The organism is Pseudomonas sp. FBCC-B545 (genome assembly GCF_059134095.1).
Window position 1 is genome coordinate 2,277,048 of sequence record NZ_CP101441.1, and the last position, 17,874, is coordinate 2,294,921.

Annotated in this window: 16 protein-coding genes and 1 pseudogene; 6 read left to right on the forward strand and 11 right to left on the reverse strand. The window is 60.6% G+C overall.

Annotation, left to right across the window (positions count from 1 at the left end):
- Positions 1 to 112: 112 nt before the first annotated feature.
- From NMB39_RS10635 to NMB39_RS10655, 5 genes are read right to left on the reverse strand one after another with little or no spacing between them, the layout of a single operon-like run.
- Entirely contained in the window at positions 113 to 505 is a 393-nt protein-coding gene (locus tag NMB39_RS10635; protein WP_046068794.1) for a tautomerase family protein, read from the reverse strand.
- Between the two features lie 15 nt (positions 506 to 520).
- Positions 521 to 1,378 (reverse strand): 3,4-dihydroxyphenylacetate 2,3-dioxygenase, encoded by an 858-nt coding sequence (gene hpaD / locus NMB39_RS10640; protein ID WP_494339277.1) that lies wholly within the window; start codon positions 1,376 to 1,378, stop codon positions 521 to 523.
- 48 nt (positions 1,379 to 1,426) lie between these two features.
- On the reverse strand, positions 1,427 to 2,887 hold the full coding sequence (gene hpaE, locus NMB39_RS10645) for a 5-carboxymethyl-2-hydroxymuconate semialdehyde dehydrogenase (protein ID WP_494339276.1): 1,461 nt from the start codon (positions 2,885 to 2,887) through the stop codon (positions 1,427 to 1,429).
- Positions 2,888 to 2,892: 5 nt separating this feature from the next.
- Positions 2,893 to 3,663: a fumarylacetoacetate hydrolase family protein gene (locus tag NMB39_RS10650; RefSeq protein ID WP_494339275.1), complete on the reverse strand. Its 771-nt coding sequence runs from the start codon at positions 3,661 to 3,663 to the stop codon at positions 2,893 to 2,895.
- Positions 3,660 to 4,325, reverse strand: coding sequence for a fumarylacetoacetate hydrolase family protein (locus NMB39_RS10655; protein WP_046068790.1), 666 nt, complete (start codon positions 4,323 to 4,325; stop codon positions 3,660 to 3,662). The genes NMB39_RS10650 and NMB39_RS10655 overlap by 4 nt, the downstream gene beginning before the upstream one ends.
- A gap of 128 nt (positions 4,326 to 4,453) precedes the next feature.
- On the opposite strand from NMB39_RS10655, the gene hpaA reads away from it, so the two are divergent.
- Positions 4,454 to 5,308, forward strand: a complete 855-nt coding sequence (gene hpaA / locus NMB39_RS10660; protein WP_494339274.1) for a 4-hydroxyphenylacetate catabolism regulatory protein HpaA — start codon at positions 4,454 to 4,456, stop codon at positions 5,306 to 5,308.
- Here the strand turns inward: hpaA and NMB39_RS10665 are convergent.
- The 6 genes and pseudogenes from NMB39_RS10665 to pmrG all read right to left on the reverse strand — a co-directional run.
- Positions 5,307 to 5,393, reverse strand: a pseudogene (locus tag NMB39_RS10665) (hypothetical protein); the annotation flags it as partial. The gene hpaA and the pseudogene NMB39_RS10665 overlap by 2 nt on opposite strands.
- Before the next feature lie 12 nt (positions 5,394 to 5,405).
- On the reverse strand, positions 5,406 to 6,200 hold the full coding sequence (locus NMB39_RS10670; RefSeq protein ID WP_056846656.1) for a helix-turn-helix transcriptional regulator: 795 nt from the start codon (positions 6,198 to 6,200) through the stop codon (positions 5,406 to 5,408).
- Between the two features lie 962 nt (positions 6,201 to 7,162).
- On the reverse strand, positions 7,163 to 7,471 hold the full coding sequence (locus NMB39_RS10675) for a DUF6124 family protein (protein ID WP_056846655.1): 309 nt from the start codon (positions 7,469 to 7,471) through the stop codon (positions 7,163 to 7,165).
- Positions 7,472 to 7,803: 332 nt separating this feature from the next.
- Positions 7,804 to 9,321: an ArnT family glycosyltransferase gene (locus tag NMB39_RS10680; RefSeq protein WP_494339273.1), complete on the reverse strand. Its 1,518-nt coding sequence runs from the start codon at positions 9,319 to 9,321 to the stop codon at positions 7,804 to 7,806.
- Between the two features lie 26 nt (positions 9,322 to 9,347).
- Positions 9,348 to 11,003 carry a lipid IV(A) 4-amino-4-deoxy-L-arabinosyltransferase gene (arnT, locus tag NMB39_RS10685; RefSeq protein WP_057024929.1) on the reverse strand — a complete coding sequence of 552 codons (1,656 nt, stop codon included), beginning with the start codon at positions 11,001 to 11,003 and terminating at the stop codon, positions 9,348 to 9,350.
- A 182-nt stretch (positions 11,004 to 11,185) separates the two neighbouring features.
- Positions 11,186 to 11,866 carry a lipopolysaccharide core heptose(II)-phosphate phosphatase PmrG gene (gene pmrG / locus NMB39_RS10690; protein WP_494339272.1) on the reverse strand — a complete coding sequence of 227 codons (681 nt, stop codon included), beginning with the start codon at positions 11,864 to 11,866 and terminating at the stop codon, positions 11,186 to 11,188.
- 275 nt (positions 11,867 to 12,141) lie between these two features.
- On the opposite strand from pmrG, the gene NMB39_RS10695 reads away from it, so the two are divergent.
- The 5 genes from NMB39_RS10695 to NMB39_RS10715 all read left to right on the forward strand — a co-directional run bounded on the left by NMB39_RS10695 (position 12,142) and on the right by NMB39_RS10715 (position 17,819).
- On the forward strand, positions 12,142 to 12,810 hold the full coding sequence (locus NMB39_RS10695; protein WP_057024927.1) for an ABC transporter ATP-binding protein: 669 nt from the start codon (positions 12,142 to 12,144) through the stop codon (positions 12,808 to 12,810).
- Position 12,811: 1 nt separating this feature from the next.
- Complete coding sequence (locus NMB39_RS10700; RefSeq protein ID WP_494339271.1) at positions 12,812 to 15,274, forward strand: ABC transporter permease; 2,463 nt, start codon at positions 12,812 to 12,814, stop codon at positions 15,272 to 15,274.
- The gene (locus NMB39_RS10705) at positions 15,264 to 16,328 is read left to right on the forward strand and encodes a lipocalin-like domain-containing protein (RefSeq protein WP_494339270.1); all 1,065 of its coding nucleotides are present in this window, start codon (positions 15,264 to 15,266) and stop codon (positions 16,326 to 16,328) included. The genes NMB39_RS10700 and NMB39_RS10705 overlap by 11 nt, the downstream gene beginning before the upstream one ends.
- A gap of 139 nt (positions 16,329 to 16,467) precedes the next feature.
- Positions 16,468 to 17,460, forward strand: a complete 993-nt coding sequence (locus tag NMB39_RS10710; protein ID WP_494339269.1) for a hypothetical protein — start codon at positions 16,468 to 16,470, stop codon at positions 17,458 to 17,460.
- Positions 17,461 to 17,462: 2 nt separating this feature from the next.
- Entirely contained in the window at positions 17,463 to 17,819 is a 357-nt protein-coding gene (locus NMB39_RS10715) for a hypothetical protein (protein WP_046068780.1), read from the forward strand.
- The last annotated feature ends 55 nt before the right edge of the window (positions 17,820 to 17,874 follow it).

Sequence of the window (17,874 nt, forward strand, 5' to 3'; positions counted from 1 at the left end):
AGGAGCGAGCTTGCTCGCGAAAAACGTCAACGAAAACGCAGCGCTGCTGGATCCGCGGTGCCTGGAGGTTTCTCGCGAGCAAGCTCGCTCCTACAGGGGGGCGGGGCCCTTTTCAGTTCGCCGCGTTGTTCAGGAACGCATGCACATTGTTCTGCTTGAAGTTGAGCTGCGGGTGCAGTTCGACCATCTCGAACGACAGCGCCAATAACCGTTGCGCCTGCAGCTCGGCGAAGTGCGCGGTGATCACCCCGAATAAGGCTTCGGCTACCGCCTGGCGCGTGGCCAGGTCGCGGCCGTGGCCGACCTTGAGGGTCATGTGTACAAAGGCATAGTCGTGCTTGCCGTCGGCCATGCGCCAGGTGTCCAGGCGCACGCCGCGGCTGCGGATACCACCGAGGGGGAACACGCCGCTGTCTCCCAGCACGCGGTGGACTTTTTCAAACAGGCCGGGCAGGTCGGCCTGTTGTTCGAGGTTGTCGGTGTATTCGGCAATAAAGTGCGGCATGGTGTTCTCCCTGGTCTACAGCGGGAAAATCGCATTGATCTGGCCGGTGCCCGAACTGCCGAACGCCGGCGTGATGATCTCGGCCGGCTGGGCATAGTCCCGCCCGCCCAACAGGCCCAGGAGCATGGCGGTGTCGTGCATCTTGCCTTCGCCAAAGCAGTGTTCGGCGTAGTCCGGCAGCATGGCGCAGAACTCTTTGAAGCGGCCTTGCTGCCACATCTCGACCACGTGCAGGTCCACCTGCTTGTCGAATTCGCGGGTCCAGTTATGGATATTCGCTTCGGCCTGGCGGTCGTCGGAAAAACGATGGGACAGCGACCCGGACGCCAGCACCAGCACCTTGCGCTCGCTCTTTTCGATGGCCCGGCGTACGGCGGCGCCGAAGGCGAAGCTGTCTTCCAGGCGATGCCAGGCACACCAGGCAGCGATGGAAATGACCTTGAATTTTTCATCCTCGGGCACGCCCATGTGCATGTAGCGCATTGGCACCAGGGTGCCGTATTCCAGCTCCAGGCTGGGGATGTTGTGGGCCATGCTGCGCACGCCGGCCAGGTTGGCTTCGGCGGCGATCAGCTCACCCAGCTCGGGGCAGCCCGGGTAGGCGTAGTCCATGTTCTTGATGAAGTGCGGCAGCTCGTTGCTGGTGTAGGTGCCTTGGAACCGTTCGCCACAGTTGATGTGATAACCGCTGTTGACCAGCCAGTGCACGTCGAACACCACGGCGGTGTCGGCCCCCAGTTCGCGGGCGCGGCGCCCGATTTCCTTGTGCCCGGCAATCGCCGCTTCGCGACAGCCGTGATGCTTGCCGGGCAGTTCCGACAGGTACATCGACGGTACGTGGCAGATCTTCGCTGCCAGAACCACTTCGCCCATGATGATTCTCCTGAATAATTATTCTTGTAAGGTCGGTAGGAGCCTGTTTCAGATGCCCCAGCGCGGAATGTGATGACTGCCCATGGAAATGCACACGTTCTTGATCTCGGCAAACACTTCAAAGCTGTACTGGCCACCCTCACGGCCGGTGCCCGAACCCTTCACCCCGCCGAACGGCTGGCGCAAGTCGCGCACGTTCTGGCTGTTGATAAATACCATGCCTGCTTCAATGCCGCGGGCCAGTCGATGGGCTTTGCCGATGTCCTGGGTCCAGATATAGGAGGCCAGGCCGTACTCGGTGTCGTTGGCCAATTGCAGCGCTTGGGCTTCGTCCTTGAACGGGATCAGGCACACCACCGGGCCGAAGATTTCTTCCTGGGCGATGCGCATCTTGTTATTCACATCGGCGAATACCGTCGGCTGGATAAATTGGCCGCGGCTCAAGTGCGCAGGCAAGTTGGCCGGCCGCTCCAGCCCGCCGGCCAGCAGCGTAGCGCCTTCCTCCAGGCCGATCCTGATGTAACCGGTGACCTTGTCGTAATGGGCCTGGGTGATCATCGAGCCGACCTGAGTCTTGGGGTCCTGGGGGTCGCCCACAATCAAGCGCTTGGCCCGCGCCGCGAACTCGGCGACAAACTGCGGGTAGACGCTTTCCTGGATAAAGATCCGGCTGCCGGCGGTGCAACGCTCGCCGTTCAGGGAAAAGATCGTAAACAGTGCGGCATCAAGGGCACGCTCAAGGTCGGCGTCTTCAAAGATCAGCACCGGCGACTTGCCGCCCAGTTCCATGGAATACTTTTTAAGGCCGGCGGTCTGCATGATTTTCCTGCCGGTGGCGGTGCCGCCGGTAAAGGAAATCGCCCGCACATCCGGGTGGCGCACCAGGGCATCACCAGCGGTGGCGCCGTAGCCCTGGATCACATTGAGCACACCATTGGGGATCCCGGCTTCCACTGCCAGGCGTCCCAGTTCATTGGCGGTCAGGGGCGACAGCTCCGACATCTTCAACACCGCCGTGTTACCCAGGGCCAGGCACGGTGCGGTCTTCCAGGTGGCGGTCATGAACGGCACGTTCCATGGCGACACCAACGCGCACACGCCCACCGGCTGGTAGAGGGTGTAGTTGAGCATCTGGTCGTCCACCGGGTAGCTGTGGCCGTCCATGCGCGTGCAGACTTCAGCGAAGAAATCGAAGTTGTGCGAGGCGCGTGGGATCAACACGTTTTTGGTCTGGTGGATCGGCAGTCCGGTGTCGAGGGTCTCCAGCTCGGCCAGGCGTGGCACGTTCTGTTCGATCAGTTCACCCAGCTTGCGCATCAGGCGTGCGCGCTCCTTGGCTGGGGTGTTGGCCCACTTGGGGAACGCCGCCTTGGCCGCCGCCACGGCTTGGGCGACTTCTTCGGCGCCGCCGCTGGCCACTTCACCAATGGCCTCGCCGGTGGCCGGGTTGTAGTTGACGAACACGTCTTTGCTCTCGACCTCACGGCCATCGATCCAATGTTTGATCATGTTGCTCAAGCCTCTTTGCGCACGGAGAAAAACTGCGTCTCACTGACAATATGGTTGACCAGGCGGCCCACGCCTTCGACTTCCACCACCACTTCATCCCCCGGCACCACATCGGCCAGGCCCTCGGGCGTGCCGGTGGCGATCATGTCGCCAGGTTGCAGGGTCATGAAGCTGGACAGGTATTCGATGAGGTAGGGGATATCGAAAATCATGTCTTTGGTGCTGCCTTCCTGGCGCAACTCGCCGTTGATCCAGGTGCGCAATTTCAGGTTGCCCGGGTCGGGCACGTCAGCCACGTCGACGATCCACGGGCCGACCGGGGTGGTGGCGTCGCGGTTTTTTACCCGCAGGTTGGGGCGGTAGTAGTTTTCCAGGTAGTCGCGGATCGCGTAGTCGTTGCACACCGTGTAGCCGGCCAGGTAATCCAGGGCGTCGGCACGCTTGACGTTGCGGGCGGTCTTGCCGATCACCGCCACCAGCTCGCACTCGTAGTGCATGTAGGCAACGTCGTCCGGGCGCCAGGTGACCTGGCGGTGGCCGGTGTAGGTGCCGACTGACTTGATAAAAACCAGCGGTTCGGTCGGCGGTGTGAAAGCCAGTTCGGCGGCGTGGTCGGCGTAGTTCAAGCCGAGGGCGAACATGTTGCCGGTGGCGGGTGGCAGCCATTGCACCTGTTCTTGCGCGAGCCGGCGGCCATCGCTGAGGCGCACGCTGCAGTCGCCGTCGACCTGCACGGAATGGATTTGATCTTCAAAGCGGATACGTGCGCGCTTCATGCCAATACCTCTGCCTCAATGGTGTTGAGCAAACGGCCCACACCGGTGATTTCAACTTCGACCCGGTCGCCGGGCTGCACATCGACGCGGCCTTCCGGTGTGCCGGTGATCAGCACGTCACCGGGATGCAGGGTCATGAACTCGCTGATCTCGACGATCAATTGCGGGATATCGCGCACCCAATTAGCGGTGGAGTTTTCCTGGCGCAACTGGCCATTGACGAAGAGCTTGAGGTCCAGGCTGTTGGGGTTAGCCACTTGGTCGCGGGCAACCACCTCAGGCCCCAGGGCGCAGAACCCATCGCGGCATTTGGCTTTGACGGCGGGGCGGTAGTAGCTGTCTTCCGGCAGGCTGAACTCGTTGACCACCACATACCCGGCGACATGGGCCATGGCATTGTCCAGACTGACGCGGCTGGCGCGCTGGCCGATCACCACGCCCAACGCCGGGCCCGGTTGCAGGCGCTCGCCCGCAGGCTGCAGCACCACACCGCCATGGGCATTGCGGGTGTTGGGGGTCTTGATAAACAACACCGGCTTGGTCGGCGGCTTCTGGTAGGGCGCCTGCTCGAAGGCGGCGAGATGTTGCTCCAGCAGGCCCTGGTAGTTCAGCGCAACGCCGAACAGGGTGCCGCTGGCAACATCATGCAGGGTACGGCTCATGCGTTTCTCCTGGCGGTGACGAAGGCTGCGTTGGCAGTTCGTTAAGTTGTTAACGTTATAATTAATATGTTAACTAACGTCAAGCATGGCAAACTCCAACGGCATCAGAACAACAAGAGGAGGGCCGCGTGAAGCCGATTCCCAATATCAACATCGGGCAGGTCTACGACCAGCGTTACAGCGATGCCGAGGTGCATTACGACAAGCTCGGCAACCTGGCGGGGTTTTTCGGGCGCAACATGGCCGTGCATCGGCATGACCGGTTTTTCCAGGTGCATTACGTCAAGAGTGGCGCCGTGCGGGTTTATCTGGATGACCGTCAATACGTCGAGTCGGGGCCGATGTTTTTTCTCACGCCGCCCACGGTGGCGCATGCCTTCGTTACCGAAGCCGATGCCGACGGGCATGTGTTGACGGTGCGCCAGCAACTGGTGTGGGGATTGATCGACGCCGACCCAAGCCTCGCCTCAGGTGCGGCCTGTGTCGCGCTGGGCGATGCCGCCGAAGGGCTGGATCAGCTCTTCGAAGCGCTGTGCAGCGAGATCAACGCCGAACGGGCAGGACGCGCTGCCGCCCTCGACAGTTTGACGCGCCTGATCATGATCCGCCTGCTGCGCCTGTGCGCCCACGCGTTGCCGGCACGCCCGATGGCCCATGAAGACTTGCGCATTTTTCATCGTTTCAACGAACTGGTCGAAGCCCATTACCTGGAACATTGGTCGTTGGCGCGCTATGCCGAGGGAATCGGCGTGACACCGGCGCGGCTCAATGAGGTATGCCGACGCATCGCCGACTTACCTTCCAAGCGTTTGATTCTTGAACGGCTGATGCAGGAAGCCAAGCGCCTGCTGCTGTTTACCGGTAGTTCGGCAAATGAAATCTGCTACCAGCTGGGGTTCAAGGACCCGGCATATTTCAGCCGGTTTTTCCTGCGTTATGCGCAGATGACGCCGGGGGAGTATCGGCTGCGGCAGTCGGGGTGATCGCCGGGAACAGGTCTGCGCGCTGGATGCGGTACTGTGCCTGGAACGCCTGCACATTCAGGGCCGCCACCCGCAGGTTGCGGTGTCAGTTTGTTCATCAGGCGCCGACCATCCATTTGGCCAGGCCGTGCCGGCCACTCACGCCGAGCTTGGCGGCGGCACGCTTGAGGTAGGTCTCGATGGAACTGTTTTTGACACTGAGTTTTTCCGCGATCTGCGGCACGGTGCCGCCGGTCAACAGGCCAAGGCAAACCTCCTGCTCCCGTGCCGACAAGGTGATATCGCTGAGGGTCAGGCGTTTGTAGAATTCGCGCTGCCATTGCGATTGCTCCAGCAGGGTATGGGCCGGGTCGGTCTCGGCCTGCGGTGCCTGGCGCAGAAGCTGCGCGTGCCGCTCCATCAGCGGCAACAGGGTGTCCGACAAGCATTTGAGGAACGACAACTGCGCCAGGGAAAACCCACGCTGGGTCGCAGGCCGATAGAACGAAATCACGCAGCGTCGATTGCCTTGGCGCGATACCAGGTTGCACTGGTGCGAACTGCCCCGTGGGTGTGCGCTGTCGGCCTTGGCTTTCATCTGGATCAACAACGGGTCTTGCATGCGCAGCATCTGGCGCAGCAACGGGTGGTCGCTCACCGGGCGCAGGGTCTGGGCTACAGACAAATCCTTGTTCAGCCCGGCGCTGCCCAGCAACTTGATGTCCAGCACGCAGTCGCGCAGTTCGTCCAGGGTCCATTCGCTGAGGCCGACCAAATGGATTGGCACCCACTTGTCCACCAGATGCAGCATGTTGGCAGCGAAGTGTTCATTGCCACTGCTTGAAATCAACTCGCCCATTTCGGCAAAAAAATGCGGGCCCTGTGTGTCGCCAATATTACGGGTCAGACTCATAGCCATCTCGTCCTTGATGTCGAAAACCGTCAACCGACGCGCTAGGCCTGGGCGGGACGGTCCGTACTGCTTGAACGTAACTCGGCGTTCGAGATTTTATTAAGCCATAGGGATTTATCCTACGTATGTAGCGGAAACGCGGGACAAAGGCTGCCATAAAAGTCGCGTCAGTAATTCGACGTTTCTGGCGAGTAAAAACGGCAACGAAGGCAGGTGGATTATCTTTACAGACAGTTAAGTAGCTGATATTCAGGATAAAAATATTAATTTAGATAAATGATCGACTGCTAGCACCGGCTACATATAGCCAATCTCCTACAGGGCTTTAATCGTTTCAGCAATGAACCGCTCGCTAACCCCGTTTTAACCAGTTGAATGCCCGGGGTTCGGCTGACAGACAGGTCCTCTCCCACATTTTAAGGCGTTGCCTTAAAGGGATTCATACACTCGATGGAACGTTCCACTCTTCGCCTGTGAAGCCGAATCCAAGCATTGGAATGCGCACAGTGTGGTAGGGGGCTTGCCCCGATGAGGGAGTGTCAGCAGTGGATATATCAGCTGACCCACTGCCATCGGGAGCAAGCCCCCTCCCACATTTTAAGGTGTTGTCTTCAAGGGCTTCATACACTCGATGGAACGTTCAACTCTTCGCCTGCTGAAGCCGAATCCAAGCATTGGAATGCGTACAGTGTGGGAGGGGGCTTGCCCCGATGAGGGAGTGTCAGCAGTGGATATATCAGCTGACCCACTGCCATCGGGAGCAAGCCCCCTCCCACATTTTAAAGTGTTGTCTTCAAGGGCTTCATACACTCGATGGAACGTTCAACTCTTCGCCTGCTGAAGCCGAATCCAAGCATTGGAATGCGCACAGTGTGGGAGGGGGCTTGCCCCCGATGAGGGAGTGTCAGCAGCGGATATATCAGCTGAGCCACCGCCATCGGGAGCAAGCCCCCTCCCACATTTTAAGGTGTTGTCTTCAAGGGTTTCATACACTCGATAGAGCGATCCACTGTGGTCCTGGCAATCTCCAGCAAATGCCACACCGCGAGGATCTTCGCCCGCCCCGGGCTATCCAGCAATTCACCACAATCGAGCGCCGTCGCCGAAGCACTGTCGAGCAGGCTGGCGGTGTACAGCAACGCATCTTCAAAACTCAGGTCGTCGTTGACGCTGTGGAAACCCTGGCTGGGCAGGTAGTGGTCGATGGCGCGGTTGAACGCGGCGCGGGTTTTGGCGGGATCGAAGGGTGGATCGGGTAGGACTTTATTCATGGTGTAACTCCAACTGGTAGGTAAGGAGCCGAACCCTTCGCGACTAAACGTTGGGAGGCGGCTGTACGCAGGTTAGTCGACCGGCCAGTTGGATCCGGCGCACCCGAAGGTGCCCTGCGCACAGCCACCACGATCGGGGTGACAGCTTGCGCACAACTGGAATCCGGGCGACTAAACCCGATCACTGATGAGCAGTGACGGATCGCAGACTAGCCACCGATTCCAACCGGCACAAGGCGGCGGGGATTGTCTCGGAAACGTCCTGCAATTTAAAGGGATACGACTTGCTGGCCCTTTACAAACCATGACGAAAGGCCAGTAGCGACACAGGCTCACCGCGGCGCAGGCACAAACGCCACGCTCCCATCCTCACGCGGCTGAAACAACCGCTCGCCATTATCCGGCTGCGTCCTGACCAGCTGATGATCCACCCCCAGGAACTCCAGCGGCATCGGCTCTTGCTTGGAATGCTGCACGACGATAATCGTGCGCTGCGGGTCGAAGCGTTGGCCGCTGGTTTTGTCCAGCCAGGCCATGAATGCGGCGCTGTCACCCTGGCGGGGGAAGTCCTGGGCTTCGCTGACGTAGTAGAAGGGCTTGCCATGGTTTTGCAGGTACATCGGCAGCTTGTTGTCGACCTCCACCAGCACCATTTGCCACTGGTTCCAGGGGACGCTTTTCAGCGCTTGGGCCTGTAGGTCTGCGGCAAAGCGGGTCACGCCACCGTTGCCGTTGGTCCAGGGGTAGATCACGCCCAGCACCAACACCATCAAGCCTGCGCTGAGTCCAAAACCTTTCTGCCAACGCGGCCAACTCGCCGGTTTTGTTTGCAGGCGTTCACTCAGCCACCAGGCGGCGAGCAATTGGGCAAAGGGCACCAGCGGCAGTACGTAGTAGCTGCGACGGCTGCCGCTGGCGGTGAAGAACACAAACAACAGGCCCAGGCCCCACACCAGCCAGCGCACGTTGGGCGGGGTATGGCGCCACTGCCGCACGGCCAGCCACAGGCCGAGCAGCCAGCAGGGCGCCCAGGGCAGGGTGTAGACCGGCAGGTAGATCAGATAGGTGTAGATCGGCCCCATATGGTCGAAGGGGTCGAAGAAGCGCACCACGTTTTCCCGCAGTACCAGTTCCAGGCCGCTCTGGCCGTAAGTGGGCGCGCCGTAGTGATGGGACAGTACGAAAGGGATCGCGTAGAACGCTGCGGCAATGAGCACGGCCAGCAGCAGGCGTAGATTGAGGTGACGTTTGTAGCGCTGCCCGTTGAGCAGGTGCGGCAATAGCAGCAGCCCCGGCAGCACGAAACCGATCAAGCCTTTGAACAGTGAGGTGGCTGCCAACAGCAGGAAAAATACCGTGTAGCGCCCCAGTCGTGTGTCGTCCGGCCCACGCCAATACCACCACACCGCCGCCAGCACGCCGCAAACAGTCAGCACATCAGCGGTGGCTACTCGCCCCCAGAACAGGAAGTAGAAGGTGGTAGCGAGCATCCAGCCGGCAATCAACCCGGTGCCCTTGCGGAACAGGCGTTCGCCAATCAGGTAAATCAGCCAGATACTCAGCCATGCGGCAATTACCGATGACAGGCGCAGCGACCACGGCCCCAGGCCGCCCATCAGGTGGGCGAAGCCTGCAATCAACCAGTAGGAGGGCAGGGGTTTGTCGTAGTAGGGCGTGCCTTTGAGATAGGGATCGATGTAGTCACCGCTTTGCAGCATCTGCAAGGCGATGTTCGCCCAGCGGGTTTCCGGCCCCCACAGGTCGCGGCTGCCTAGGCCCAGCAGCAACAGCAAGGCCGAGGTGCCCAGCAATAAAGCCAAGGCGCCGCGTTCGGTTCTCCAGAAGCTCATGGGTTTTCCCTGTGGCAGGCGCTGCATTAAGGTTGTCGTGGGTAAATCGTCAGCACCAGGTTGCCTTTGCGATAACGCTTGCCGCCGAGAGGCAGTTGCCCTTCTTCGCGATGTTCGCTGGTGCTCCTGACCCGCATCAGCACGCCGACCGAACCCTGCTGGCGAGCCTCGGCCAACCAGGCCTGGACGTTATCCAGCGTGATCTTGCGGTGTGCCGAGTCTTGGTAATGCAGGCCGTAGCGCAGCTCGCCCACGGTGCTGTAGAAGGCCACTTGCGGCCGCCGCAAGCGCCATGACAAGGCCGACGCAGCCCCCAGTTCGTTGCTCAGCAAAGCCTGGGTTTGCTGCAGTTCGTCCAGGTGTTCAAGCACGAACTGGTCGGGCATTTCGTTATCCGCGATCAGCGCCGGCATGCCCGCCGGCAACAATGCCACCAGCAGGCCGATGCCCAGCGCCGGCATCGCCCATAACGTCATTGGCCGTACTGCTTGCAGCAGGTTGGCGAGGATCCAGCCCAGCAGCACGATAAACACCAGGGACAGGCTGAACATCTCGGCATGGCTGTTGCCATACAGCGGGTCGGTGATTTGCAGGTAGATCAGCAGCACCATGGCGGCCATGCCAAGGGTGAAATTGACCGCGCCGTTGATCACGATCGTGCGCACCCTGCCTTGCTTGATCAGGTCGATCAACCCGTGGCCCATCAGCAATGCCAGGGGCAACAGGCACGGCATGATGTAGGTCGGCAGCTTGCCTTTGCTCAGGCTGAAAAAGCCCAGGGGCAGCAGCAGCCACAGGGCGAGAAAGGCAATCGCCGGCTGGCGCTTTTCCTGCCAGGTCTTGAGCAATGTGGTGGGTAACAAGGCGGCCCACGGCAGGCACGCCACCACCATGATTGGCAGGAAGAACCACATCGGCCGCGCATGTTGTGCGTTGTCGGCAGCAAAGCGGCGGATGTGTTCATGCCAGAAGAAAAAATGCCAGTAATCCGGTTCCCGCACGTGGATCGCCAGGGCCCACGGCAGGCACACCAGCACGGCGACCAGCACTGCCAGCGGCCCGTAGCGCATCAGCTCGCCCACGCGGCGCTGCCAGAGCACGTAAGGCACAGCGATCAGTACCGGCAGCAGCCATGCCAGGAAACCCTTGGTCATAAACCCCATGGCGCAGGCCAACCCCAACACTGCCCAGGCCCCCAGGCGCTCGCGAGGTGTGCGGCTGTCCAAGGCAAACCACAGCGCCACCAGGCTCAGGTTCACCCACAAGGTGAATTGCGGGTCGAGGTTGGAATACCCCGCTTGCCCGGCCACCAGGCCAAAGCTCATGTACAGCAGGGCGCAGGCGAAGCTCTTGCGCGGATCGTTCCACAAGCGCCGGGCGAGCAGGTAGGCCAGCAGCACACTCAGCCCGGTGCTCAGGACCGAGGCGATGCGCACCCCAAACAGGTTTTCACCGAACACCGCTTGGCCGAGGGCTATCAGCCAATACCCGGCGGCGGGCTTCTCGAAGTAACGCACCCCCATGAAGTGCGGCGCCACCCAATTGCCGCTCATCAGCATTTCCTGGCTGACCTGGGCATAGCGGGTTTCATCCGGGGTCCATAAACCATGCAAGCCCAAGGGCAGCAGGAAGAAGACGGCAAAGCCGAGTAGTAACCAGGGCAGGGGATTGAAGCGGGTCATGAATACGTCGCTCCTTGACGTTCAACAAGGGGCAATGAGGCAATTAAATAAGCGGGGCGAAGAATCACGATGTTCACTGAACCATTGAAGGGGAACTTAACTAACAGGTGCAAGCGAACATGCCATAACAGGGCTGTCGTTTTGCTGAACGTAATAGCCGTGGTATATGTGAAAAAGTGTGTTTAAAGTTGTTTTAGTGCGACCTTCCATTGCTGCATGTTCATAGTGCCTAATGTTTCGAATTCGCCGTTGGGCAATACCTTGACGAACAGCGCGCTGCCGTATTCGGCGGCGGCAGCGTGGGGAAAGCCAAGCGACTTTTGAAAGTCGCTCATGCAGGCACTGTGGGTGATCAGCATCAGGTTGCGACCGCTGCGTTTGTGGCCGAGGATTTCCTCGCCCATGGCGTCACCGCAGATGGCCAGGGGCCCCGGCGAAAGCTTGGTCTTGCCGAACATGAACAGTGACGTCTGGGCGGTGCGCGTGGTGGGGCTGCTGAGCACGTCGGTAAGCTCCATGCCCAGTGAATCAAAGGCTTTGCCCAGTTGCGCGGCGCGTTGGCTGCCCTGGACCGTGAGGCCGCCGGCGGGGCCGAAGCACGGGTTGGTGGAGCGGTCGCAACGCTCTTCATGGCGCACCAGCACTACCACGTCACCATTGCGCCAACTGGCGAGCACCCCCGAGGTTACCAGCCGGTTGCCGACGCCCAGGTCCAGCGGCGAGGCCGGCCATAACAGGAAGCCCGTCAGAAGAGCGGCGGTAACAGTGATACCGAGCAAATGCAGGCGGTATTTTTTCAGGCGCTTTAACCGTGCCCGTTTGGGTTTAGGATTGGCCAGGGTCATATCTGCCACGCTGTTCACCATTCGGCACTATTGTTGTGTTTATAAACACGCACAGTTAATGGGCAGTTGCCCGTTGTGGAACAGGAGCCTGTCATAGCGTTGCTGTCTTTTTGCTGAACGCGTGCCTATTAAAAAACGCCATGTGTACTAACTAATAAGTTGCGGCTTATCGCCATTTGACGCGCAATCTAAAGTGCCGAGGATGGGCAAGCAGTGAAATCCATGTGAAAAATTTGCATGGGCTGCACAATCAGCCGTTATTCTCGTTGGCAGTCCTTCCAGTGAGCGTTTTTATGTTGCAGGTGCAAGGTGTTGTAAAAAACTACGCCACCCCCCAAGGCCCGCTGGCCGTCCTGGCGGGTGTCGACCTCTACCTGGGGGAACGCAGCAGCCTGGCGCTGATGGGCGAATCGGGCAGCGGCAAAAGTACGCTTTTGCACCTGGTGGCTGGGCTGGACCGTGTGGATGGCGGCAGCATTCAAATCGGCGCGCAGCGCCTCGACCAATTGACGGAGGCGCAACTGGCCCATTGGCGCCGCACTGAAATCGGCCTGGTGTTCCAGCAGTTCAACCTGATCGGCAGCTTGCGCGTGGAGGACAACCTGGCGTTCCAGGCGCGGTTGGCCGGGCGTTTCGATCCGCAGTGGCAGGCGCAGTTGGTGGAGCGCCTGGGCCTGGGCGATTTGCTCAAGCGATACCCTGAGCAACTGTCTGGCGGCCAGCAGCAACGGGTGGCGGTAGGGCGAGCACTGGCCTCGCGCCCGGGCTTGCTGTTGGCCGATGAGCCCACCGGCAACCTCGACGAAACCACCAGCGATGAAGTGCTGCAACTGCTGTTGGACCTGCTGCACGACAGCCCTACGAGCCTGTTGATGGTCACCCACAGCCCACGCCTGGCCGCACGCCTGGACCGCCAGGTGGTGCTGCATCACGGCCGTGTCGTGCCGATGGAAGCGCGCTGAGATGGCGCTGTTCTACTGGACATTGCGTGCGTTGGTAAGCCATTGGCGACGTCACCCAGTGCAGTTTTTCAGCGTGCTCACCGGTCTGTGGCTGGCCACGGCTTTATTGACCGGCGTGCAGGCCCTCAACAGCCAGGCACGGGACAGCTATGCACGCGCCAGCCAGTTGATCGGTGGTGAGCCCCAAGCCAGCCTGAGTGCGCCGGACGCCGCCAGTTTCCCGCAAGTGCTGTTTGCCCAACTGCGCCGCGCCGGGTGGCCGGTTTCCCCGGTGGTGCAGGGACGGTTGGTACTCAAGGGGCATGAGCAACAGCGCCTGCAACTGATGGGCATCGACCCGGTGTCGTTGCCCGGCAGTGGCAGTGTGGCGGGGCAACGCTTGAGCCAGGCGCAAATGCTGGCGTTTTTCACCCCGCCAGGGCGTACCTGGGTGGCTGCGCAAACCTTGCAGGCGCTCGGGTTGCACGAGGGCGATCAGCCGCAGACACTCAACGGGCACTCCCTGCCGCCATTGCAGGTACAGGCGGACATGGCGCCGGGTTTGCTGTTGACCGATATCGCGTTTGCCCAACCCTTGCTCGACATGCAGGGGCAACTGTCACGCTTGTTGCTGGACAACACCTTCGCCGCCCGCCACCCCACGCCACCCGCCGCGCTGCAACTCAAGCAGGGCGAGGACAACAACCTCGCGCGCCTCACCGAGAGCTTTCACCTGAACCTTGATGCGTTGGGCTTTCTGTCCTTTGTGGTGGGGCTGTTTATCGTGCATGCGGCCATCGGCCTGGCCCTGGAACAACGCCGTGGCCTGCTGCGCACCTTGCGCGCCTGTGGCGTCAGCGCGCGGATGCTGATCCTGAGCCTGGGCGTTGAACTGGGGGTTTTATCGTTGTTGGGCGGCTTGCTCGGCATCGCCAGCGGATATGTGTTGGCCAGCCTGTTGCTGCCGGATGTGGCTGCCAGTTTGCGTGGCCTGTATGGCGCTGAAGTCCCGGGCCAACTGAGCTTGAGCCCCTGGTGGTGGCTCGCCGGGCTGGGCTTGAGCCTGCTTGGCGCACTGCTCGCCGGGGCCAGCAGCCTGTGGCGTGCCGCGCGCTTGCCCTTACTGGCGCTGGCTAACGCCCAAGCCTGGCATGAGGCCCACGGGCGCTGGTTGCGGCGCCAGGGCTGGGTGGCGTGCGCGGCACTGCTGATCGCGCTGCTGGCGCTGTGGCTGGGCGATAGCCTGGCCGCCGGTTTTGTGCTGATGGCGGCGTTGCTGCTGGGCGCCGCGCTGGGGTTACCGGTGCTGCTCAACGGGCTGTTGAAAATCGTGCTGGGCCGCAGTCGCGCTGTGCTCGGCCAATGGTTCCTCGCCGATTGCCGCCAGCAACTGCCGGCCCTGAGCCTGGCGTTGATGGCGCTGCTGTTGGCCCTGGCGGCGAATATCGGGGCCGGTTCCATGACCTCGGGTTTCCGCCAGACTTTCAATCATTGGTTGGAGCAGCGCCTGACCGCCGAGCTGTACCTCAACCCGCAGAACCCGGCCCAGGCCGAGCAACTGAATGCCTGGCTGGCACGCCAGCCGCTGGTGCAGGCCGTGTTGCCTACCTGGCAGGCAGCGGTGCAACTGCAAGGCTGGCCGGCAGACGTGTTTGGCGTGGTCGACGACCCCACCTATCGCCAGCACTGGCCGTTGCTTGAGGCTGCAAACGCACCCTGGGACCGCTTGCTGCAAGATGACAGCGTGATGCTCAGCGAGCAACTGGCGCGACGCTTGAACGTTCAGTTGGGCGATACCCTCTCGATCCCAACGCCACAAGGAAGCTGGGCGCCGCAGATCGTCGGGATCTACGCCGACTACGGCAACCCCAAGGGCCATCTGCTGGTCAATGCCCGGCACTTGCTGGCGCACTGGCCGACACTGTCACCGGCGCGTTTCAACCTGCGGGTGGCGCCCCAGAACGTGCCGGCGCTGGTGGGTGAGGTGCAGCGTCAATTTGCCCTCGAAGACAGCCGCATTGTCGATCAACAGCAACTCAAGGGCTGGTCCAGCCAGGTCTTCGAACGCACCTTCGCCGCCACCGCCGCGTTGAACAGCCTTACGCTGGGCGTGGCTGGCGTGGCGTTGTTCATCAGCCTGCTGACCCAGAGCCAGAGCCGCCTCGGCCAACTCGCGCCGCTGTGGGCATTGGGTGTGACACGGCGCCAACTGATGTTGCTCAACCTGGGCCAGACCTGGCTGCTGGCGTTGCTCACACTGATCCTGGCGTTACCGTTGGGGCTGCTGCTGGCGTGGTGCCTGGATGCGGTGATCAATGTCCAGGCCTTCGGTTGGCGTCTGCCGTTGCAGGTATTCCCGTGGCAGCTTGCGCAATTGCTGGGGCTGGCGATGGTTGCCACGTTGCTGGCGTCTGCCTGGCCCTTGTGGCAGTTGTACCGCAGCCGCCCGGCGGATTTGTTGAGGACCTTTGCCCATGAAGATTAAGGCGTTGTGCTGCGCCGCCTTGTTACTGCTGAGCGCATGCGACAAGACGCCTGCGCCCGAGACCAGCTTCGCCGGCCTGGGCAGTGAGGCGGCGGACTTTACTCAGGTTGTGCCCGGCAAGGTCTTCAGCTTTCCCGAGGACCATGGCCCGCACCCAGGCTTTCGTATCGAATGGTGGTACGTCACCGCCAACCTCAAGGATGCCCAGGGCAATCTCTTCGGTGTGCAATGGACGCTGTTTCGCAATGCGCTGAAGGCCGGCTCCACGCAACCGGGCTGGCACGATTCAACGGTGTGGCTCGGTCACGCCGCCGTCACTTCGGCCACCCGCCACTACGCCGCCGAACGTCTGGCCCGCGGCGGCGTCGGCCAGGCCGGCGCCCAGGCGGTGCCGTTCAACGCCTGGATCGACGACTGGAACTTTGCCACCCAACCCGGCGCTGCCAGCCCCCTGGCTGACATGCAACTCAAGGCCAGCGGTGCCCAATTCGCCTACGACCTGCGCCTGACCTCCAACCGCCCATTGGTGCTGCAAGGTGACAAGGGCTACAGCCGCAAATCCGACCAGGGCCAGGCGTCGTACTACTACAGCCAGCCTTTCTTCACCGCCAATGGCAGCGTCAGTCTCGACGGCCAGGTCTACCAGGTCAGCGGCCCGGCCTGGCTCGACCGCGAATGGAGCAGCCAACCCCTGGCCGCCAGCCAGACCGGTTGGGACTGGTTCTCCCTGCACCTGGACCGGGGCGAGCAACTGATGCTGTTTCGCGTGCGGCAAAAAGACGGTGGCGGTTACCTCACCGGCACCTGGATCGACGCCCAAGGCCACACCGAGACCCTGCACAATGTCGATATCCAACTCACACCGCTCGCCACCACGGGCATCGACGGGCGCAGCATTCCTACGCGCTGGTCGCTGAAAATTCCTGGCAAACAGCTGGATATCACTACCCAGGCGGTCAATCCAAAGGCGTGGATGAACCTGGGGATTCCCTACTGGGAAGGTCCAGTGAAGTTCGAGGGTGGGGTGGGGTATTTGGAGATGACGGGGTATTAGGGGCGCTTTCCGTAGGTTCTTATCTTTTGCTGTGTAGGCAACTTCCCAAACTTATTTTTTGACCCCTCCTGCTTGTGTCCAGGCTGTAGGCGCTTGCTTATCTTTCGATGCCATCCCTCTCGGTATCGGAATCCAGGACATGGCGTACGGCTACATCAATCAACAGGCTTTACCGTACGCATTTTTGAAATCACAGCTGTGGCATGCAGGTTTGTTGCAGGGCCGAGATCATTTCGATGTGCTGAACCAACACCTGAGCCGCGGGTTGGTGAGGCCGGGCGAGTTGGTGATCGTTCCAGAAGCGCCCGGTGCCCATTGCACAATCGAAGAAGCCTGGTTGATGCGCCACGCTGAAGAGATTAGTCGCCGGCTGAACCAGGATATGCCGCTCGACGGAACTGGAAATAAAAATTATGACCTGGCGCAGAGCATTCTGGGGTATGGCTCGATTGGGATAGGCAGTGCGACATCGGCTTGGAACCGGCACCTGAAGGAGGTCGCACACACTTTGGAGGACATCGAGCAACTGCATCGGCGATTGAAGGACGGTGGTGTAGACAGAGAGACGTTTATACGCCAACGCCAACAAATGTTTGGCGTTTTGGATTCGCAACTGCAAGGGGCCGCACGATTTGGCTCAGGGTTGCGTGGCAATCAACCGCTGAAGGGAACGCTTGGGATCTCGACCAAAAGCTATCTGCATCAAGGTGAGATTGCGGGGTATGCGCAGCGGGTTCGGGCGATTACGCAGATGTCGCAGTGGTTGAAGCAAGGAACGTATCTTGGGATGGCGTTGGATGTGGGCGTGGCAGGTTTGGAAATCAAGGAGGCGTGTGTGGCGGGAAGGGAGGTGCAATGCAGAAGAGCGAAGTATGTGGAGACGGGAAGGTTGGTGGGTGGGGTGGTAGGGGCTGCTGGCGCAGGGGGGCTGGGTGCTGAATTAACACGGCGTGCATGCAACATTTTTCTAGGTGTCGCGACGAGAGGATCCGGTGCTCTGGCCTGCGCAATCATTGGGGGCGCGACGGCAGGGTATCTAGGAGGTAAGAAGGGCGGGGATGGTGGGGCGTTCCTGGGTGGAAAAATCATAGAGAACGACGGTGATTTGATATTCCAGCCAGGGGGGGCTTAAGCATGGATTTTTTTCTCGCCTATACCGCTGTGATGGTTATCGGGACGTTTGTGGTTTTGGGACTGATACTTTTTGTCGAACGAACAAAACTCGACGAGATGGAAGGTTACTTCAGTGAAAACGTGCAGGTCCGTGAATATCAGCAACGCTGGGGACGAAACCAGCGGTTTATCAGGTTTCATCGTATGTGTCTGATGATTGATATCCTCCGCGAGCCAGAACGCTCCGTAAAAGAAGGCTTTATGACTGAGGCAGAGTTAGCCGCCATTCCGTCAGCGCTCAAGCGTTGGGCTGTCTGGCCCTATCGTCTTGCGATGATTTGGGCTATCAGTTGGGGCTATTGGTGCACCTGGCTTTAGAGGACCTGAATTCCTGGAGCTCACATTATAAAAAAATACTGTACATCCATACAGC